This window comes from Pantoea sp. CCBC3-3-1 (assembly GCF_007981265.1).
GTDB lineage: Bacteria > Pseudomonadota > Gammaproteobacteria > Enterobacterales > Enterobacteriaceae > Erwinia.
Genome location: NZ_CP034363.1, coordinates 3,993,911 through 4,009,727 on the forward strand (window position 1 = coordinate 3,993,911; position 15,817 = coordinate 4,009,727).

Below are 15,817 nucleotides of genomic sequence, written 5' to 3' on the forward strand. Positions count from 1 at the left end.
AGGCGGCTCGCCAGCGCCTATTCGCAACAGTTACCCGCAAAATGTAACCAGCCATGTGATTAGACTACGGTTTTGCAACTTTTCAGGCTGGAGGCTAATTAGCTTTTGTCATCAGAAAATTTGCCTTTTAGCAAATTATCCAACTTTTGGTTGATGAGGCGCATTTGTTGCATATTGTGTTTTGCTGGACCCAGTGCACCAAACATATCGGCATGATCAATCATGGTAAGAATCATAAGCACGGGATCGACCAACCCCTGGCGTTCCTCAAATGAAATAACCAATAGCGGATCATTTTCTTCATCATCGTCCATGACTCGCGTGTGGTGCAGGCCAATGTAGAAAGGAACAAGCGTTCCATCACCTTTGATGTGGGACTCTTTTACCCAACCATATTGATGCTTTTCACCCTGAGAATAGACCCAGACTTCATGATTCTTCTCCCATAACTGCTGGAGATCATCGATATCCTGATAATATGAAAGCACGACCTCGCTATCAAAACCATACTCATTACTGATTGCCTGAAATAAGGCACTGGTTTCAACGTGCGCAATCCTTTTTCTTCTGGCCATGGTTTGTTCCTTCAAACCTGTGAGCGTCTTCCATGCTCATGACATCTTTAATGAACTGCGCGCGACGCTCATCATAGGAGCCGCCTGCAATCCGCACGGAGCCCGCTTTGCGAGCTTTGGTTAACATGTTTGAGAGATTCTCGGCATTGACTGGTGTACTTTTCATACATCCCCCTGTTCATTTATCCATCAAGCATATCACAGGGACAAAGAGTTAAAAGAGGCTAACTTTTTAGAAAACCTTTTTTATTTCTACCAGGCAGCTCATCGCGTTAGGCCCCTGCGTCAGAGAAGAGGTACCGATATCCAGCGTAAGGACGTTTGGGTTCCCTGCACGATCGTAAGGCTGCCACGCTTTGCCAAAGCCAGGATCAAACCAGGCGCCGGTAGCAATCAGCACCACGCTCGGGCTGACGCCTTCGGTAAGCCGGACGCCTGCCCGCATGCGGCCCCGATCGTTACTGACGTCAATGACATCGCCATCGGCAATACCGCGCGGCTTAGCATCCTGCGGATGCATCCATAGCGTCTCGTGCCCTGCCGTTTTATTTGCCTGCACCGATGGCGTCGCATCCATCTGGCTGTGCAGACGGTCGCCGGGCTGGATAGAGATCATATGCAGCGGGAAGCGCTGGCTGATATCCGCACCAAGCCATTCAACGGGCGGCTGCCACTCCGGGTGCGGGGCAAAGTCGGCCAGCTGATAGCCTTTAATCGTTTCGCTAAACAGTTCGATTTTGCCGCTGGCGGTTTGGATCGGATTTGCTGCCGGATCCTGACGAAACGCCTCCATAAAGACATACGGCTTTTCCGGCTCGGGAATTTCTACGTAACCTTCTTTCCAGAAGCTGTCGAAATCAGGCCAGTGCAGGCCTTTGAGCTGATGCGCTGTCGCACACTGTTGATACAAATGCTCAATCCACTGTGCTTCATTGCGGTTTTCCGTAAAGACTTCGCGATAGCCCAGTCGGTCGGCAAGATCGGCAAAAATATCAAAATCGTTACGTGCCTGGTGCTGAGGCTTAATTGCCTGATGCATGGCCAGCACGAAACGGTCGCGGGACGATCCGCCAATGTCGTTACGCTCCAGCGTCGTTGTCACCGGTAACACGATATCGGCCATCTGTGCGGCAGGCGTCCAGACAATGTCCTGAACGATAACCGTATCCGGACGCTGCCAGCCTTCTACCAGCCGGTTAAGCTGCTGGTGGTGGTGGAACGGATTACCGCCAGCCCAGTGGATAAGATGAATATCAGGATAGGTGTGGGTTTGCCCCTGGAAGCTGTAGGGCGCGCCTGGATTAAGCAGCATATCGCTGATACGCGCCACCGGGATCGCCCGGTCGGCAACAGGATTCACCCCGGCAGACATCAGCGGTGCCGGGCCTTCAATACGCGGATTTCCTACGCTGTTCATCGAACCATGGCCGAACGAGAACCCTGCGCCCGGCAAACCAGGCTGACCCAGCATTGAGGAGAGCGCGATCATCATCCAGTAAGGCTGCTCGCCGCGATGCGCGCGCTGAACCGAATAGGAACAGGTCATAAAGCTGCGTTTGCCAATCAGCTGCTTCGCCAGCAGTTCAATCCGCGCTGCCGGAATGCCGGTAATGTCGCTGGCCCACTGCGGCGTTTTCGCGATGCCGTCAGTTTCGCCCAGCAGATAGCTGCGCAGCTGCGGATAGCCGGTGCAGTGAGAATGGAGGAAAGCGCGATCGGCCGCGCCAAGCCGCTCAACTTCAAACCCCAGCGCCAGCATCAGCGCCACGTCGGTATTTGGCCGGATCGGGATCCATTCGGCGTTAACAAATTCCGGGCAGTCATCCCGCATCGGGCTGATATTAATGACCGGCGTTCCCTTCGCGGCCAGTTCAAGCAGCGCAGGTTTCAGGCTGTGCTGGCCTGCCCCACCGGAAGCGACCTGTCCATTTTTCAGCGCCAGACCGCCAAAAGCGACAAACACTTCACAATGTTCCACCACGCTCGGCCAGTCGGTGACGCGTCCGGTTAGCGGCATATAGGTGCCGATAACATAAGGCAGGAAAAACTGTGCGGCCCCCCAGCTGTAATTTCCCAGCTGATCGATGCCGCCGCCGCCGGCAGAATAGAAGCGGCGAACCAGCGTACGCGCGTGGTTTACCCTTCCCGCCGAAGACCAGCCGTAAGAGCCGTTAAAAATCCCTTCCGCGCCATAACGATCGCGCACCCGGCGGTTTTCTTCCGCGACCAGATCCAGTGCAGTCTCCCAGTCCACCGCCACAAAATCTTCACGTCCACGCAGCGTACGGTCGCTTTTTTCTCGCGATTTAAGCCATGAGCGGCGCACCATCGGCTGCCGGATACGCTTGTCCGAATAGACCAGTTCAGGAATGCTGTTCAGCATTGGCGACGGATCGCGATCGGCGAAGAAAGGTTCACAGCGTAAGAGTTTGCCATCTTCAACAACGGCGGTGAAGGCGCCCCAATGGGCGAGGTGCGGCACTTTTTTTATGGTCATCGGACGATCCGGCAGGTGTTATTTTTTCTGGATCCTCAGATTACCATTTTTTACGCGTGATTTAGCAACTCCATCGGTGCTGACCTGAAAGCCCACGGCGATATTAACGAGCTGTTCCTGTCGACAAGGGTTGTTTTCACCTGCTTTGCGACAGGGATGACATTCTGTGTGCTTGAAGTAGCAGGAAAATTCCGCAACACTTAAGCACAATGTAAACGATTACCCTTGAAGGCATTAGACCTATGGCCACCATTAAGGATGTTGCCAGGCTTTCTGGCGTTTCTGTCGCAACGGTCTCACGTGTTATCAATAACTCGCCGAAGGCCAGCGAGGCGTCACGACTGGCCGTTAACAGCGCAATGGAACAGCTACAGTATCATCCAAATGCCAATGCGCGTGCGCTGGCCCAGCAGTCTACGGAAACCATGGGGCTGGTTGTCGGTGATGTTTCCGATCCGTTTTTTGGCGCCATGGTGAAAGCCGTTGAACAGGTCGCCTATGAAACCGGCAACTTTTTACTGATTGGCAACGGCTACCATCAGGAGCAGAAAGAGCGTCAGGTTATTGAACAGCTCATTCGCCATCGCTGCGGCGCGCTGGTGGTGCATACCAAAAAAATCCCCGATGCCGATCTGGTGCCGCTCATGAAGCAGATTCCAGGCATGGTGCTGATTAACCGCCTGCTGCCCGGCTTTGAAAAACGCTGTATCGCGCTGGATGACCGCTACGGTGCCTGGCTGGCGACCCGCCATTTGATCCAGCAGGGCCATCAAAATATTGCCTTTATCTGTTCGACCCACCCGATTTCCGATGCGGAAGATCGCCTGCAAGGCTATTACGATGCGCTGCGGGAGCACAACCTGCCCTGTAACGATCGGCTGGTCGCCCTGGGCGAGCCGGATGAAATCGGCGGCGAGCAGGCGATGACCGAGCTGCTTGGACGCGGCAAACCTTTTACCGCTGTCGCCTGTTATAACGATTCGATGGCAGCTGGCGCACTGGCGGTATTGAGTGATAACGGCATCAACGTGCCGGAAGAGATGTCGCTGATTGGCTTTGATGATGTGCTGGTTTCGCGCTACGTGCGCCCCAGACTGACCACGGTACGCTACCCGATTGTCACCATGGCTCAGCAGGCCGCAGAATTGGCCCTGGCCCTGGCAAATAATCAGCCGCTGCCCGAGGTGACCAACATGTTCAGCCCGACGCTGGTACGTCGTCATTCCGTCGGCGCGCCCGGCCTGGTGCGGACAGAGTCATAAAGCGCTGCCGCACCGGATAAGCCGTTACATTTCCAGCGCCAGCAGTTCCTGCACGGTTTGCGCACGACGGATCTGACGCGGCTGGCCATTTTCAAACAGCACCTCCGGCAGCAGCGGCCGGCTGTTGTAATTTGAAGACATCGATGCGCCATAAGCGCCGGTATCGTGGAATACCAGATAGTCGCCAGGTTTCACCTTTGGCAGCGCACGCGTTTCCACTTTTCCGCCTTCCAGCTGGGTAAAGACGTCGCCGGATTCGCACAGTGGCCCCGCCACCACGCAGTCTACGGTATCGTCGCCTTCCAACTCGCGCCCATCTCCCGCAATCGCAGAGATGTGATGGTAGCTGCCATACATTGCCGGACGCATCAGGTCGTTAAAACCTGCGTCAACCAGCACAAAATGACGGCTTCCCATGTTCTTGACGGCTCTTACCTGAGAAATTAGCACGCCTGATTCGGCAACAAGGAAACGGCCAGGTTCGATTTCCAGCTTCACCGCATGTCCCAGATGCCGTGCAATGCGCTGACGAGCAGCATCCCACAGGCCAAAATAGTGTTCAGTATCAATAGATTCTTCGCCAAAGTGATACGGAATCGACAGGCCACCGCCGGCTGATATCGCCTCCAAATCCTGACCGAAGTTCACCACCAGATCGACCATCGCTTCGCAAACCTGCTGCAAATGCCCATAATCTACGCCCGAACCGATATGCATATGAATGCCTGCCAGCTTCAGCTGATAGCGCTGAATAGCTTCCAGCGCTAACGCCAGATCGCCATGCCAGATGCCGTGCTTGCTGTTTTCGCCGCCGGTATTGGTTTTTTGGCTGTGTCCGTGACCAAAACCTGGATTGACCCGCAGCCAGACCGAATGGCCGGCTGAAACCTGACCCAGCTGGTGCAGCATATCAACTGAACCCGCATTGACCGGGATTTGCAGTTCCGCCAGGCGAGCCAGTGTTGGCGTATCCAGCACGTCTGCGGTAAACACGATTTCATCTCCGCCAGGCTGGAAACCGGCCACCAGCGCGCGCTCAATCTCACCAAGGGACACTGAATCCACCTTTACGCCTGCCGCCTTCATCAGCCGCAGAATGTGAATATTTGAACAGGCTTTCTGCGCGAAACGCACCACGTCAAACTGCTGAAGCTGAGCGATGCGCTCGTTGATAACCGCCGCGTCGTAAGCCCAAACCGGGCCGCCATACTGCCGTGCTAAAGATAAAAGGTTGTCGCGGGTCAGCGCGGTTTCAGTGTTGTTAAGAGGCCGTGGCATGAAAATTCTCCTGAGATGAATAGCGCTATTACGCCACGGCGGAAAACGGATTGAAAATATCTGTTTTAGCGCAGTCTATTCATTCATGATATGGATAATCGTTTTTCGCCCTCAGGAACTATTATGGCTGGCATCACGCTGCGACATATTGAGATCTTTCATGCGGTAATCGCCACCGGTAATCTGACCGAAGCCGCTGCAATGCTGCAAACGTCGCAGCCAACCGTCAGCCGCGAGCTGGCTCGCTTCGAAAAGCTGGCGGGTCTGAAGCTGTTCGATCGGGTGCGTGGCCGCCTGCAACCTACCGTTCAGGGCCTGCATCTTTTTGAAGAGGTGCAGCGTTCCTGGTATGGCCTGGACAGAATCATTAGTGCGGCGGAAGGACTACGGCAGTTTAAACAGGGTGAACTCTCCGTTGCCTGCCTGCCGGTATTTTCACAGTCGCTGCTGCCGTTACTCTGCCAGCCTTTTTTACAGCACTACCCGGACGTCAGCCTGAATATTATTCCTCAGGAATCCCCCCTGCTGGAGGAGTGGCTGTCGGCGCAGCGCTACGATTTAGGGTTAATCGAAACCAGCCATATCCCAGCGGGCACTGAGCGTACCGAGCTGTTTACCGGAAATGAAGTTTGCGTTCTTCCGCAGGATCATCACCTGGCTGAAAAAACCAGCCTGACGCCACAGGATTTTGCCGGACAAAACTATATCAGCCTGTCGCGCACCGACAGCTACCGGCAACTGCTGGATCAGCTGTTCAATGAACATGGCGTTCAGCGCAGAATGGTCATGGAAACGCACAGCGCGGCATCGGTTTGCGCCATGGTCAGAGCGGGCGTGGGCGTGTCGATCGTTAATCCGCTCACCGCGCTGGATTATGCCACCAGCGGCGTGGTAATCCGCCGCTTCAGCATTGATGTGCCTTTTACCGTGAGTTTGATCCGCCCACGGCATCGCCCTTCTTCCGCGCTGGTTGAGGCATTCAGCACGCATTTGCAGCAGCACATCAGCCTGTTCAACCAGCGCCTTCAGACGTTATTACATTAAGCGCGAGCGGGTTGAGGTTTGCCGCCAGCGCGACGAAAAGTCAGCAGGCAGACAAGCAAACCGGCCACCGCCAGCACTGCGGCAGCAACCGGCACGGAAGTCAGGCCATAGCCGCCGGCAATCACCGCGCCGCCAGCCCAGGCACCAAAGGCATTACCAATGTTAAACGCGGAGATATTAAGCGTGGAAACCAGATTCGGCGCATCTTTGCCGTGACGAACCACGTTGATCTGCAAGCCGGGCACGGTAGCAAAAGTGGCCATCGCCCAGAGGAAAAGCGTCACCTCCGCCAGCCACAGCGCATGGCTGGTCCAGCTGAAAAGCAGCGAAAACACCGCAATCAGCGAAAAGCTGAGGATCAGGCTGAAAGAGACTTTCCAGTCCGCCAGTTTCCCGCCCAGAATATTGCCGACCGTCAGTCCGCCGCCGATCAGGAACAGCGTCCAGCTCACACCCTTATCGCTCATGCCCGTTACCTGTAGTAGTAGCGGTGCGATATAGCTGAACAGCGCAAACATCGCGGCGGCAAAGAAAACCGTCATCAGCAGCGACAGCCAGAGCTTGCCGTTTGCCAGCGCACCGATTTCGCTTGCCAGGTTCACCGGCTTCTCGTCACGATTGGTGGGCAGGCTGACAATTAAAGCAATAAAGGCGAGCACGCCAATCACCGCCACCCCCCAGAAAGTGGCACGCCAGCCAAACAGCTGCCCAAACCAGGTGCCGAGCGGCACGCCCAGCACGTTAGCCAACGTTAAACCGGTAAACATCAGCGCCACCGCAGAGGCCTGCTTGCCTGGCGCAACCAGACTTGCCGCGACCACGGAACCAATGCCGAAAAAGGCACCGTGACACAGCGCGGTGATTATCCTGGCCATCATTAACAGGTTGTAGCTGTAAGCCAGCGCACAAAGCAGGTTGCCGATAATAAAAATGGACATCAGCAGAATCAACGTGCGTTTGCGCGGCAGTTTTGCCGTGAGTAATGCCATGATCGGCGCGCCGATTGCCACGCCAAGCGCATAGCCGCTGATTAGCCAGCCAGCTGAGGGAATCGAGACCCGCAGGTCGCCTGCCACCTCGGGCAACAGGCCCATAATGACAAACTCTGTGGTACCGATAGCGAACGCGCTTAACGCCAACGCCAGTAAAGAAACAGGCATTTCTCACTCTCCAAAAAAAACGATCGTTCTCCCGGCGCTAAAATGCCCCAGGATCGATCAAGGTTGATAAAGTATTACAAATGGTAAATTTTGATTCAGATCACAAATATTATTAAATCACAGTTGCTCAATAACTTACAGTACAAGGCTGGCAAAGCACTATTGCTAAAAGAGCAATAAACTCGCCGAAAATTGCACTTAAGTCTGCAAAAATCGCCATTATCCTGATTTGTCTGCACTCTCCCTCCCCTCACGCCTGGCTATACTTGATTTTATTTTACGCACTTTTGTGACGCTTATGGTTAAGTATCAGGCGATACGGGTCGCGATATATTACGGAAAATTATCAATTATCTGATAATCAAGAAACCTGTTGTCATGTTAAATACATAAAGTTTCATACGTGTTAGCCGATACCTCGATGAAGGATTCAACGGGCGTTAATTGTGCTGTGCCTGATCGATTCATTACCGAGGAGTAAAGATGCGACTTGCTATCTGTCTGCTGGCCCTGCTGGTTTCCGGATGCTCAGTAGGAAAATATGAGTACAGCAGCGAAGCGGAAAAACGTGTTGATATGACAGTGACCGGTATCCCGACCGTACTGGGCGTAGGGACTTTAGGCACCACGATCCCACTGACTTCGCAATACAGCCTGACGGCGGCTCACGTCGCAAAATATTCACTTTATCGCGTTAAATCCTGGCACCCCGAGTGCGATTTAGCGGTGGTGTACCATAACAACGGCAATATCCCTGCCCCGCAGTTTCGCAACGGCCATATGGGGGACAAGATCAACCTGTATGGCTACAGCTTTATTTCAGCGATGCCGGTGGCGTCAAGCGGCACCAACCTGGTTAATACCGGGCTGAATAACGGCTACAACAAACTGAGCTGCGTGGTGGTGGCTTCTGACGCTGGCGTGGTTAAAGGCATGTCGGGCGGCGCGGTTTATAACGCTTCGGATGATTCGATAGGCGGCGTGATTGTAGGCTATTCCAGCCGTATCAACGACATCAAAACGGGCAAGACATTGTACAAGAACGTGTCGCTCTACGTTCCCTACGCTCGCTTTAAAGACTGGCTGAATGAGGCGATAAAATCATAGTCGTCAAAAAAAACCCCACGTGAAAACGCGGGGTTCAGAGTCCGTCAGCAAGCCGGCTGTTATTTTCCTGAAGGGCGCAGTGCCGGGAACAGGATCACATCACGGATGGTGTGGCTGTTGGTGAACAGCATGACCATACGGTCGATGCCGATGCCCAGACCCGCCGTTGGCGGCAGACCGTGTTCCAGCGCCGTTACGTAGTCTTCGTCATAGAACATCGCTTCATCGTCACCCGCATCTTTCGCATTAACCTGTTGCAGGAAGCGTTCAGCCTGATCCTGAGCATCGTTCAGCTCGGAGAAGCCGTTACCGATTTCACGGCCGCCAATGAAGAACTCAAAGCGGTCGGTGATTTCCGGATTCTCGTCGTTGCGGCGAGCCAGTGGTGACACTTCAGCCGGGTATTCAGTAATGAAGGTTGGCTGGATCAGATGGCTTTCTGCCGTCTCTTCAAAGATCTCAGTGACCAGGCGGCCCAGACCCCAGCTCTTCTCAATTTTGATGCCCAGCGACTGCGCAATAACCGCCGCTTTATCAAAATCGTCGAGATCGGCGAGGTTGGTTTCCGGACGATATTTTTGAATGGCTTCTTTCATCGTCAGTTTGGCAAACGGCTTACCGAAGTCGAACTCCTGCTCGCCGTAAGGCACTACGGTGGTGCCCAGCACGTCCTGCGCCAGCGTACGGAACAGGCTTTCGGTCAGTTCGATCAGATCTTTGTAATCCGCATAAGCCATGTAGAGTTCCATCATGGTGAACTCTGGATTATGACGTGGCGAGATGCCTTCGTTACGGAAGTTACGGTTGATCTCGAATACGCGATCGAAGCCGCCCACCACCAGGCGCTTCAGATAGAGCTCCGGCGCAATACGCAGATACATGTCGATATCCAGCGCATTGTGATGGGTGATGAACGGACGCGCGGAAGCGCCGCCTGGGATCACCTGCATCATTGGGGTTTCCACTTCCATAAAGTCGCGGCCGACCATGAAGCTGCGGATACCCGCCATAATCTGCGAACGCACTTTAAAGGTGTTGCGTGATTCTTCGTTAGCGATCAGATCCAGATAGCGCTGGCGATAGCGCGTTTCCTGATCGGCAAGGCCGTGGAATTTATCCGGCAGCGGACGCAGCGCTTTGGTCAACAGACGCAGTTCACTACAGTGAATTGACAGTTCGCCGGTTTTGGTTTTAAACAGCTTACCGCGAGCACCGACGATATCGCCGAGATCCCACTTCTTGAACTGCTCGTTATAGATGCCTTCCGCCAGGTCATCACGGGAAACGTACAGCTGAATGCGGCCGCCAACGTCCTGAAGCGTGACAAACGACGCTTTGCCCATAATGCGGCGGGTCATCATACGACCGGCAACGCTGACCTCAACGCCCAGTTCTTCCAGCTCTTCGTTCTCTTTCGCATCATAACCGGCATGCAGCTGGTCAGAAGTGCTGTCGCGACGGAAGTCATTTGGAAATGCCACGCCGTTCTCGCGCAGCGCGCTGAGCTTTTCGCGACGCGTTTTCAGTTCGTTATTTAGCTCAACTGCGGCATCAGCGTTCTGCGGTTGTTGTTCTGACATGTCAGTTCCTTATAGCCCTGCTTTCAAACTTGCTTCAATGAATCGGTCCAGATCGCCATCCAGTACCGCCTGAGTATTTCGGGTTTCAACACCGGTGCGCAGATCCTTAATACGGGAATCATCCAGCACATAGGAGCGGATCTGGCTACCCCAACCGATATCGGATTTGTTGTCTTCCAGCGCCTGCTTCTCAGCATTTTTCTTCTGCATTTCCAGTTCGTAAAGCTTCGCTTTCATCTGCTTCATCGCCTGGTCTTTGTTTTTATGCTGAGAACGGTCGTTCTGGCACTGGGTCACGGTATTGGTCGGAATATGGGTAATACGTACCGCAGATTCTGTCCGGTTAACGTGCTGACCACCCGCACCGGAGGCGCGGTAAACGTCAATACGCAGATCGGCCGGGTTAATTTCAATATCGATGTTCTCATCCACTTCCGGATAGATAAACGCGGAGCTGAATGAGGTGTGGCGACGGCCGCCGGAGTCGAACGGGCTTTTACGCACCAGGCGATGCACGCCGGTTTCGGTACGCAGCCAGCCGAAGGCATAATCACCCATGATGCGCAGCGTAGCGGACTTAATACCGGCAACGTCGCCTTCAGATTCTTCGATGATTTCGGTTTTGAAGCCCCTGGCTTCTGCCCAGCGCAGATACATGCGAACCAGCATGCTCGCCCAGTCCTGCGCTTCTGTACCGCCGGAACCGGCCTGAATATCGATGTAGCAATCGGCGCTGTCGTATTCGCCAGAGAACATGCGGCGGAATTCCAGCTCGGCAAGTTTCTTATCCAGCCCGTCCAGCTCGGCGACCGCTTCGTTGAAGGTGTCTTCATCATCCGCTTCAACCGCCAGTTCAAGCAGACCCGCAACATCTTCCAGACCCTGGCTCATCTGATCCAGCGTCTCAACAATGGCTTCCAGTGAGGAGCGTTCTTTACCCAACGCCTGTGCGCGCTCTGGCTCGTTCCACACATCCGGCTGTTCCAGCTCGGCGTTAACTTCTTCTAAACGTTCTTTCTTGGCATCGTAGTCAAAGATACCCCCTAAGAACGCCGCTGCGCTCAGAGAGATCCTGAATTCGGTTCTTTACCGGATTAATTTCAAACATGATTTAAGATCTTCAACAGACTGGAGTGATCTGTGCAGTTTAACTGAATTTGCGGGTAGTTTGTAGCATTGAAGGTCGGGATGAGGCTTAAGGCTGAGAGGATATGTCAGTAGCGGCCAGGCTGGCCGCTACGACAGGATAACAGGCGCACTCAGCCAGCTACAGCGGCCAGAGATGCTCAATAATCAGCTGAACGCTGCGGTTGCCGCGAAACTCATTGATATCCAGCTTATAGGCCAGCTCAACCTGCTTCACGCTCGGATCCGGCCACAATGCCGTATCAATATTAAAGGCGATGCCGTCGAGTAACGGGCCGCCGCCCAGCGGTTCGATCATGACTTTTAAATGACGCTCGCCGACCAGCCGCTGCTGGATAAGTTTAAATTTACCGTCGAACTGCGGCTCAGGAAACGCCTGGCCCCACGGACCGGCTTCGCGCAACAGCTCGGCAGTCGGTAACGTTAGCTCCTGCGCCATCAGCTCGCCGTCTGACCAGACCACGCCCTGTAGCGATTCCTCATCCAGCCATTCGCCCACCAGATCGCCAAAACGCTGGCGGAACTCATCAAATTTCGATGCTTCCAGCGACAGGCCAGCCGCCATCGCATGTCCGCCAAACTTCAGCATCAGTCCCGGATTCAGCGTATCAAGCCGTTCCAGCGCGTCGCGCATATGCAGTCCGCTAATTGAGCGCCCGGAACCTTTCAGCGTCCCGTCGCCGCTTGGCGCAAACGCGATCACCGGACGGTGGAAACGCTCTTTTAATCGCGAGGCCAGTATGCCAACTACGCCCTGATGCCACTCAGGATGGTACATTGCAATGCCAAGCGGTAGCGCTTCATTACTGCGCTCCAGCGCATCGCAGAGCGCCAGCGCTTCCGTTTGCATCCCCTGCTCAATTTCCTTGCGCGTCTGATTCAGCGCATCCAGCTCGTTGGCCAGCATCCGCGCCTGAGAAATATCCTCACTCAGCAGTAAGGCTACCCCGACGGACATATCGTCAAGACGCCCAGCGGCATTCAGCCTTGGCCCAAGCGCGAAACCGAGATCGCTTGCCGCCAGCTGACGCGCGTCGCGATTGGCGATTTCCAGTAGTGCTTTAATGCCGACACGACACTGGCCTGCACGTATGCGGCTCAATCCTTGCCAGACCAGAATGCGGTTATTCGCATCCAGCGGCACCACATCGGCTACGGTGCCAAGCGCCACTAAATCCAGCAGCCCGGCCAGATTGGGCAAGGTTTCTGCGCCGCTGTCGCGCAGGGTCGCCCGCAGTGCCAGCATCAGATAAAAGGCGACGCCCACGCCCGCCAGCGAGCGCGAAGGGAATTCGCAGTCTGGCAGGTTAGGATTAACGATTGCTTCGGCGTCCGGCAGCGTCTCACCCGGTAAGTGGTGATCGGTAATAACGACGGCAATGCCTTTCTCATGCGCCAGACTTACGCCAGCATGGGATGAAATGCCGTTATCGACGGTAACAATCAGCTGCGCGCCGCGTGCAGCGGCCTGCTCGACCACTTCGGGGCTGAGGCCGTAACCATCATCAAAACGATTGGGCACCAGATATTTAACGTTGCGTCCGCCCATGCTGCGCAATGCGAGCACTGTCAGTGCGGTACTGGTTGCGCCATCGGCATCAAAATCGCCCACGATCATGATGCACAAATTATCCGCAATGGCTTTTTGCAGAATTTCTGCCGCGCGCTGGATGCCGCTCAGCGAGTAAAAGGAGTGCAGATTTTTAGCGCCGCGTTCAAGCTCAACAGGCTGCTGCACACCACGATGAGCATAAAGGCGACGTAATAAGGGATGCAGATTATCAGGAAGCTCGCATCCTTCCGCCGCCACGCGGCGGCGGAGTTCAGTTTTACGGTTCACGGCTATTTGCTGCCCGCTTTCTGACCATCAAGCAGCTGCTTCATCTCCTGGGGTCCCTGGTAGCCAGGGATCATCATGCCGTTTTGCAGCAGAATAGCGGGCGTTCCCTGGATGCCGTACAGAATGCCCAGTTTATATTGCTGAGAAAGATCGATATTGCAGTCAGCTGGCGCGACCGTTTCGCCTTTCATCGCGGCATCAAAAGCTTTTTTGCGATCGGCCGCACACCAGACGGATTTCATCTCTTTCGCGACTTGTCCGTTCATTCCTTCGCGAGGGAAAGCAAGATAGCGAACGGTGATGCCTAACGCGTTATAGTCAGCCATCTGGGCGTGCAGTTTATGGCAGTAGCCGCAGGTGATATCGGTGAAGACCGTGATCACATGCTGCTCTTTTGCTGCCTTATACACGATCATTTCGTTGCTCAGCGCGGCGACTTTTTTCTCCAGCAGCTTGTTGGTCACGTTGACCGGCTGCCCGCCACTGACGTCATACAGCGGCCCCTGGATAAACTGCTTGCCGTCTTCGGTAACGTAGAGCACGCCGCTTTCGGTCAGGACTGTTTTCATCCCCGGAAGCGAAGAGGGCTGAATATCAATTTGCTGTAGTCCAAGCTTTTTTAATGATTGTTGGATAGCGGCATCATCGGCGTGTGCCAGGCCAGTAACGGCCGAGATCAACAAAGAAAGTAAAAGGTAACGCTTTTTCATTTATGGTCCTTAAAGCCTCATTCGCGGGCTGTTTTGATTCCACATCAGGCACGGGGATGATGCTGTTGATGTAACTTACGCAGTCGCTCAGTGGCGACGTGGGTATAAATTTGGGTCGTTGACAGATCGCTGTGTCCCAAAAGCATTTGTACGACACGCAGATCGGCTCCGTGGTTCAGCAAATGCGTGGCAAAAGCGTGGCGCAGCACGTGAGGAGAAAGTTTTTCGCTGTCGATGCCCGCTAGTGTGGCGTAATGTTTAATCCGATGCCAGAAAGTTTGCCGGGTCATTTGCTGCGCACGGTTGCTGGGAAACAGCACGTCCAGCGTTTGTCCGTTAAGCAGCCACGGACGACCATATTCAATATACTGTTCCAGCCAGTGCAGCGCTTCTTCGCCCAGCGGCACCAGCCGTTCCTTATCACCTTTCCCAATAACTCTCACCACGCCCTGACGCAGGCTGACGTTATTTAAGGTAAGGCTGACCAGCTCGGTGACGCGTAATCCCGTGGCGTAAAGCAGTTCCAGCATCGCTTTATCACGCAGCTCAAGCGGGATTTCCGTCGACGGCGCATTTAACAACCGATCAATCTGTGCCTCGCTAAGATCTTTCGGCAGCCGCTGGGGCAGCTTCGGCGAAGCCAGTAGCGCACTCGGATCGTCCTCGCGCAGCTTTTCACGATAGAGATACTGAAAAAGGCGACGCATGGCGCTTAGCAAGCGCGCCGAACTGCTTGCCTTGTAACCTCCCTCCAGCCGTTCCGAGAGAAAGCTTTGCAAATCAACGGAATCGACGTGGCGAAGGTCTTTTTCATGATGCGCCAGCCAGCTGGCCAGTGACATTAAATCGAGACGATAAGAGGCCACGGTGTTTTCCGCCAGGTTGCGCTCGATCCACAAGGCATCAAGAAACTGTTCGATCAGGTCGCTGTCCTGCACATCATCTCCTTTTGCGGATGCCGGTTGGCAAAACCGCCGTCAAAGCTCAATTCTGATATAATTCGCGCCATTGCACCAAGTAAATTGAGTTTAGCGCATATGAATATTGGTCTGTTTTATGGTTCAAGCACCTGCTACACCGAAATGGCAGCAGAAAAGATCCGCGATTTTATTGGCGATGACCTGGTCACGCTGCATAACCTGAAAGACGACTCGCCGCGGTTGATGGAGCAGTACGACATGCTGATCCTTGGCATCCCTACCTGGGATTTTGGCGAATTACAGGAGGACTGGGAAGCTATCTGGACTGAGCTTCCTGACCTTAACCTTCACGGTAAAATTGTGGCGCTTTATGGCATGGGCGATCAGGCGGAATACAGCGAGTGGTTCCTTGACGCGCTGGGCATGCTTCATGATGTGCTGGTGCCTTCAGGCGTGAAATTTGTTGGTTTCTGGCCCAATGAAGGATACGAATTTACCAGCAAGAAGCCGTTAACGGCTGACGGTAAACAGTTCGTTGGCCTGGCGCTGGATGACGTCAACCAGTTTGAAGAGACGGACGAGCGCATTGCCCAGTGGTGCGAACAAATCCTGACGGAAATGGCTGAGGCGCTGTAAGGACTTTGTAATGACCCTACGGCGCTGATTCACTCAAAAGCCTGCCAGAAGCCGCACTGAAG

The 15,817-nt window shown here is 54.3% G+C and carries 14 protein-coding genes; 4 read left to right on the forward strand and 10 right to left on the reverse strand.

The genetic code is table 11. The annotated features are described in order from the left end of the window. Positions 1-98: 98 nt before the first annotated feature. From EHV07_RS18590 to EHV07_RS18600, 3 genes are all read right to left on the reverse strand, one after another. Positions 99-575, reverse strand: a complete 477-nt coding sequence (locus tag EHV07_RS18590; RefSeq protein WP_147199650.1) for a hypothetical protein — start codon at positions 573-575, stop codon at positions 99-101. Then, on the reverse strand, positions 544-741 hold the full coding sequence (locus tag EHV07_RS18595; protein ID WP_147199651.1) for a hypothetical protein: 198 nt from the start codon (positions 739-741) through the stop codon (positions 544-546). Before EHV07_RS18595 ends, EHV07_RS18590 begins: the two co-directional genes overlap by 32 nt. A 66-nt stretch (positions 742-807) precedes the next feature. Then, on the reverse strand, positions 808-3,072 hold the full coding sequence (locus EHV07_RS18600) for a molybdopterin guanine dinucleotide-containing S/N-oxide reductase (RefSeq protein WP_147199652.1): 2,265 nt from the start codon (positions 3,070-3,072) through the stop codon (positions 808-810). Between the two features lie 242 nt (positions 3,073-3,314). Here EHV07_RS18600 and galR point away from each other — a divergent pair, with 242 nt between their 5' ends. Continuing rightward, positions 3,315-4,334, forward strand: a complete 1,020-nt coding sequence (gene galR / locus EHV07_RS18605; protein ID WP_147199653.1) for an HTH-type transcriptional regulator GalR — start codon at positions 3,315-3,317, stop codon at positions 4,332-4,334. Positions 4,335-4,358: 24 nt separating this feature from the next. On the opposite strand, the gene lysA is transcribed toward galR, so the two are convergent. After that, positions 4,359-5,612, reverse strand: coding sequence for a diaminopimelate decarboxylase (gene lysA, locus EHV07_RS18610; protein ID WP_147199654.1), 1,254 nt, complete (start codon positions 5,610-5,612; stop codon positions 4,359-4,361). Between the two features lie 123 nt (positions 5,613-5,735). Between lysA and EHV07_RS18615 the strand changes: the two genes are divergently transcribed. Beyond that, on the forward strand, positions 5,736-6,656 hold the full coding sequence (locus EHV07_RS18615; RefSeq protein ID WP_147199655.1) for a LysR family transcriptional regulator: 921 nt from the start codon (positions 5,736-5,738) through the stop codon (positions 6,654-6,656). Here the strand turns inward: EHV07_RS18615 and EHV07_RS18620 are convergent. Further along, positions 6,653-7,816 (reverse strand): MFS transporter, encoded by a 1,164-nt coding sequence (locus EHV07_RS18620; protein WP_147199656.1) that lies wholly within the window; start codon positions 7,814-7,816, stop codon positions 6,653-6,655. The two genes, EHV07_RS18615 and EHV07_RS18620, sit on opposite strands and share 4 nt — an antisense overlap. A gap of 483 nt (positions 7,817-8,299) precedes the next feature. Between EHV07_RS18620 and EHV07_RS18625 the strand changes: the two genes are divergently transcribed. Next, complete coding sequence (locus EHV07_RS18625) at positions 8,300-8,923, forward strand: serine protease (RefSeq protein WP_147199657.1); 624 nt, start codon at positions 8,300-8,302, stop codon at positions 8,921-8,923. A gap of 59 nt (positions 8,924-8,982) precedes the next feature. On the opposite strand, the gene lysS is transcribed toward EHV07_RS18625, so the two are convergent. The 5 genes from lysS to xerD form a co-directional block, all read right to left on the reverse strand. After that, entirely contained in the window at positions 8,983-10,503 is a 1,521-nt protein-coding gene (gene lysS, locus EHV07_RS18630; RefSeq protein ID WP_147199658.1) for a lysine--tRNA ligase, read from the reverse strand. Positions 10,504-10,512: 9 nt separating this feature from the next. Beyond that, a protein-coding gene (gene prfB, locus EHV07_RS18635) for a peptide chain release factor 2 (RefSeq protein WP_147199659.1) occupies positions 10,513-11,611 on the reverse strand; the annotation gives its coding sequence in 2 pieces (ribosomal slippage) (positions 10,513-11,535 and positions 11,537-11,611; 1,098 coding nt in all). A 159-nt stretch (positions 11,612-11,770) separates the two neighbouring features. Continuing rightward, positions 11,771-13,489, reverse strand: a complete 1,719-nt coding sequence (gene recJ / locus EHV07_RS18640) for a single-stranded-DNA-specific exonuclease RecJ (RefSeq protein WP_147199660.1) — start codon at positions 13,487-13,489, stop codon at positions 11,771-11,773. A 2-nt stretch (positions 13,490-13,491) separates the two neighbouring features. Further along, positions 13,492-14,199: a bifunctional protein-disulfide isomerase/oxidoreductase DsbC gene (dsbC, locus tag EHV07_RS18645; protein ID WP_147199661.1), complete on the reverse strand. Its 708-nt coding sequence runs from the start codon at positions 14,197-14,199 to the stop codon at positions 13,492-13,494. A gap of 44 nt (positions 14,200-14,243) precedes the next feature. After that, on the reverse strand, positions 14,244-15,137 hold the full coding sequence (xerD, locus tag EHV07_RS18650; RefSeq protein WP_147199662.1) for a site-specific tyrosine recombinase XerD: 894 nt from the start codon (positions 15,135-15,137) through the stop codon (positions 14,244-14,246). Positions 15,138-15,236: 99 nt separating this feature from the next. Between xerD and fldB the strand changes: the two genes are divergently transcribed. After that, entirely contained in the window at positions 15,237-15,755 is a 519-nt protein-coding gene (fldB, locus tag EHV07_RS18655; protein ID WP_147199663.1) for a flavodoxin FldB, read from the forward strand. Positions 15,756-15,817 lie beyond the last annotated feature (62 nt).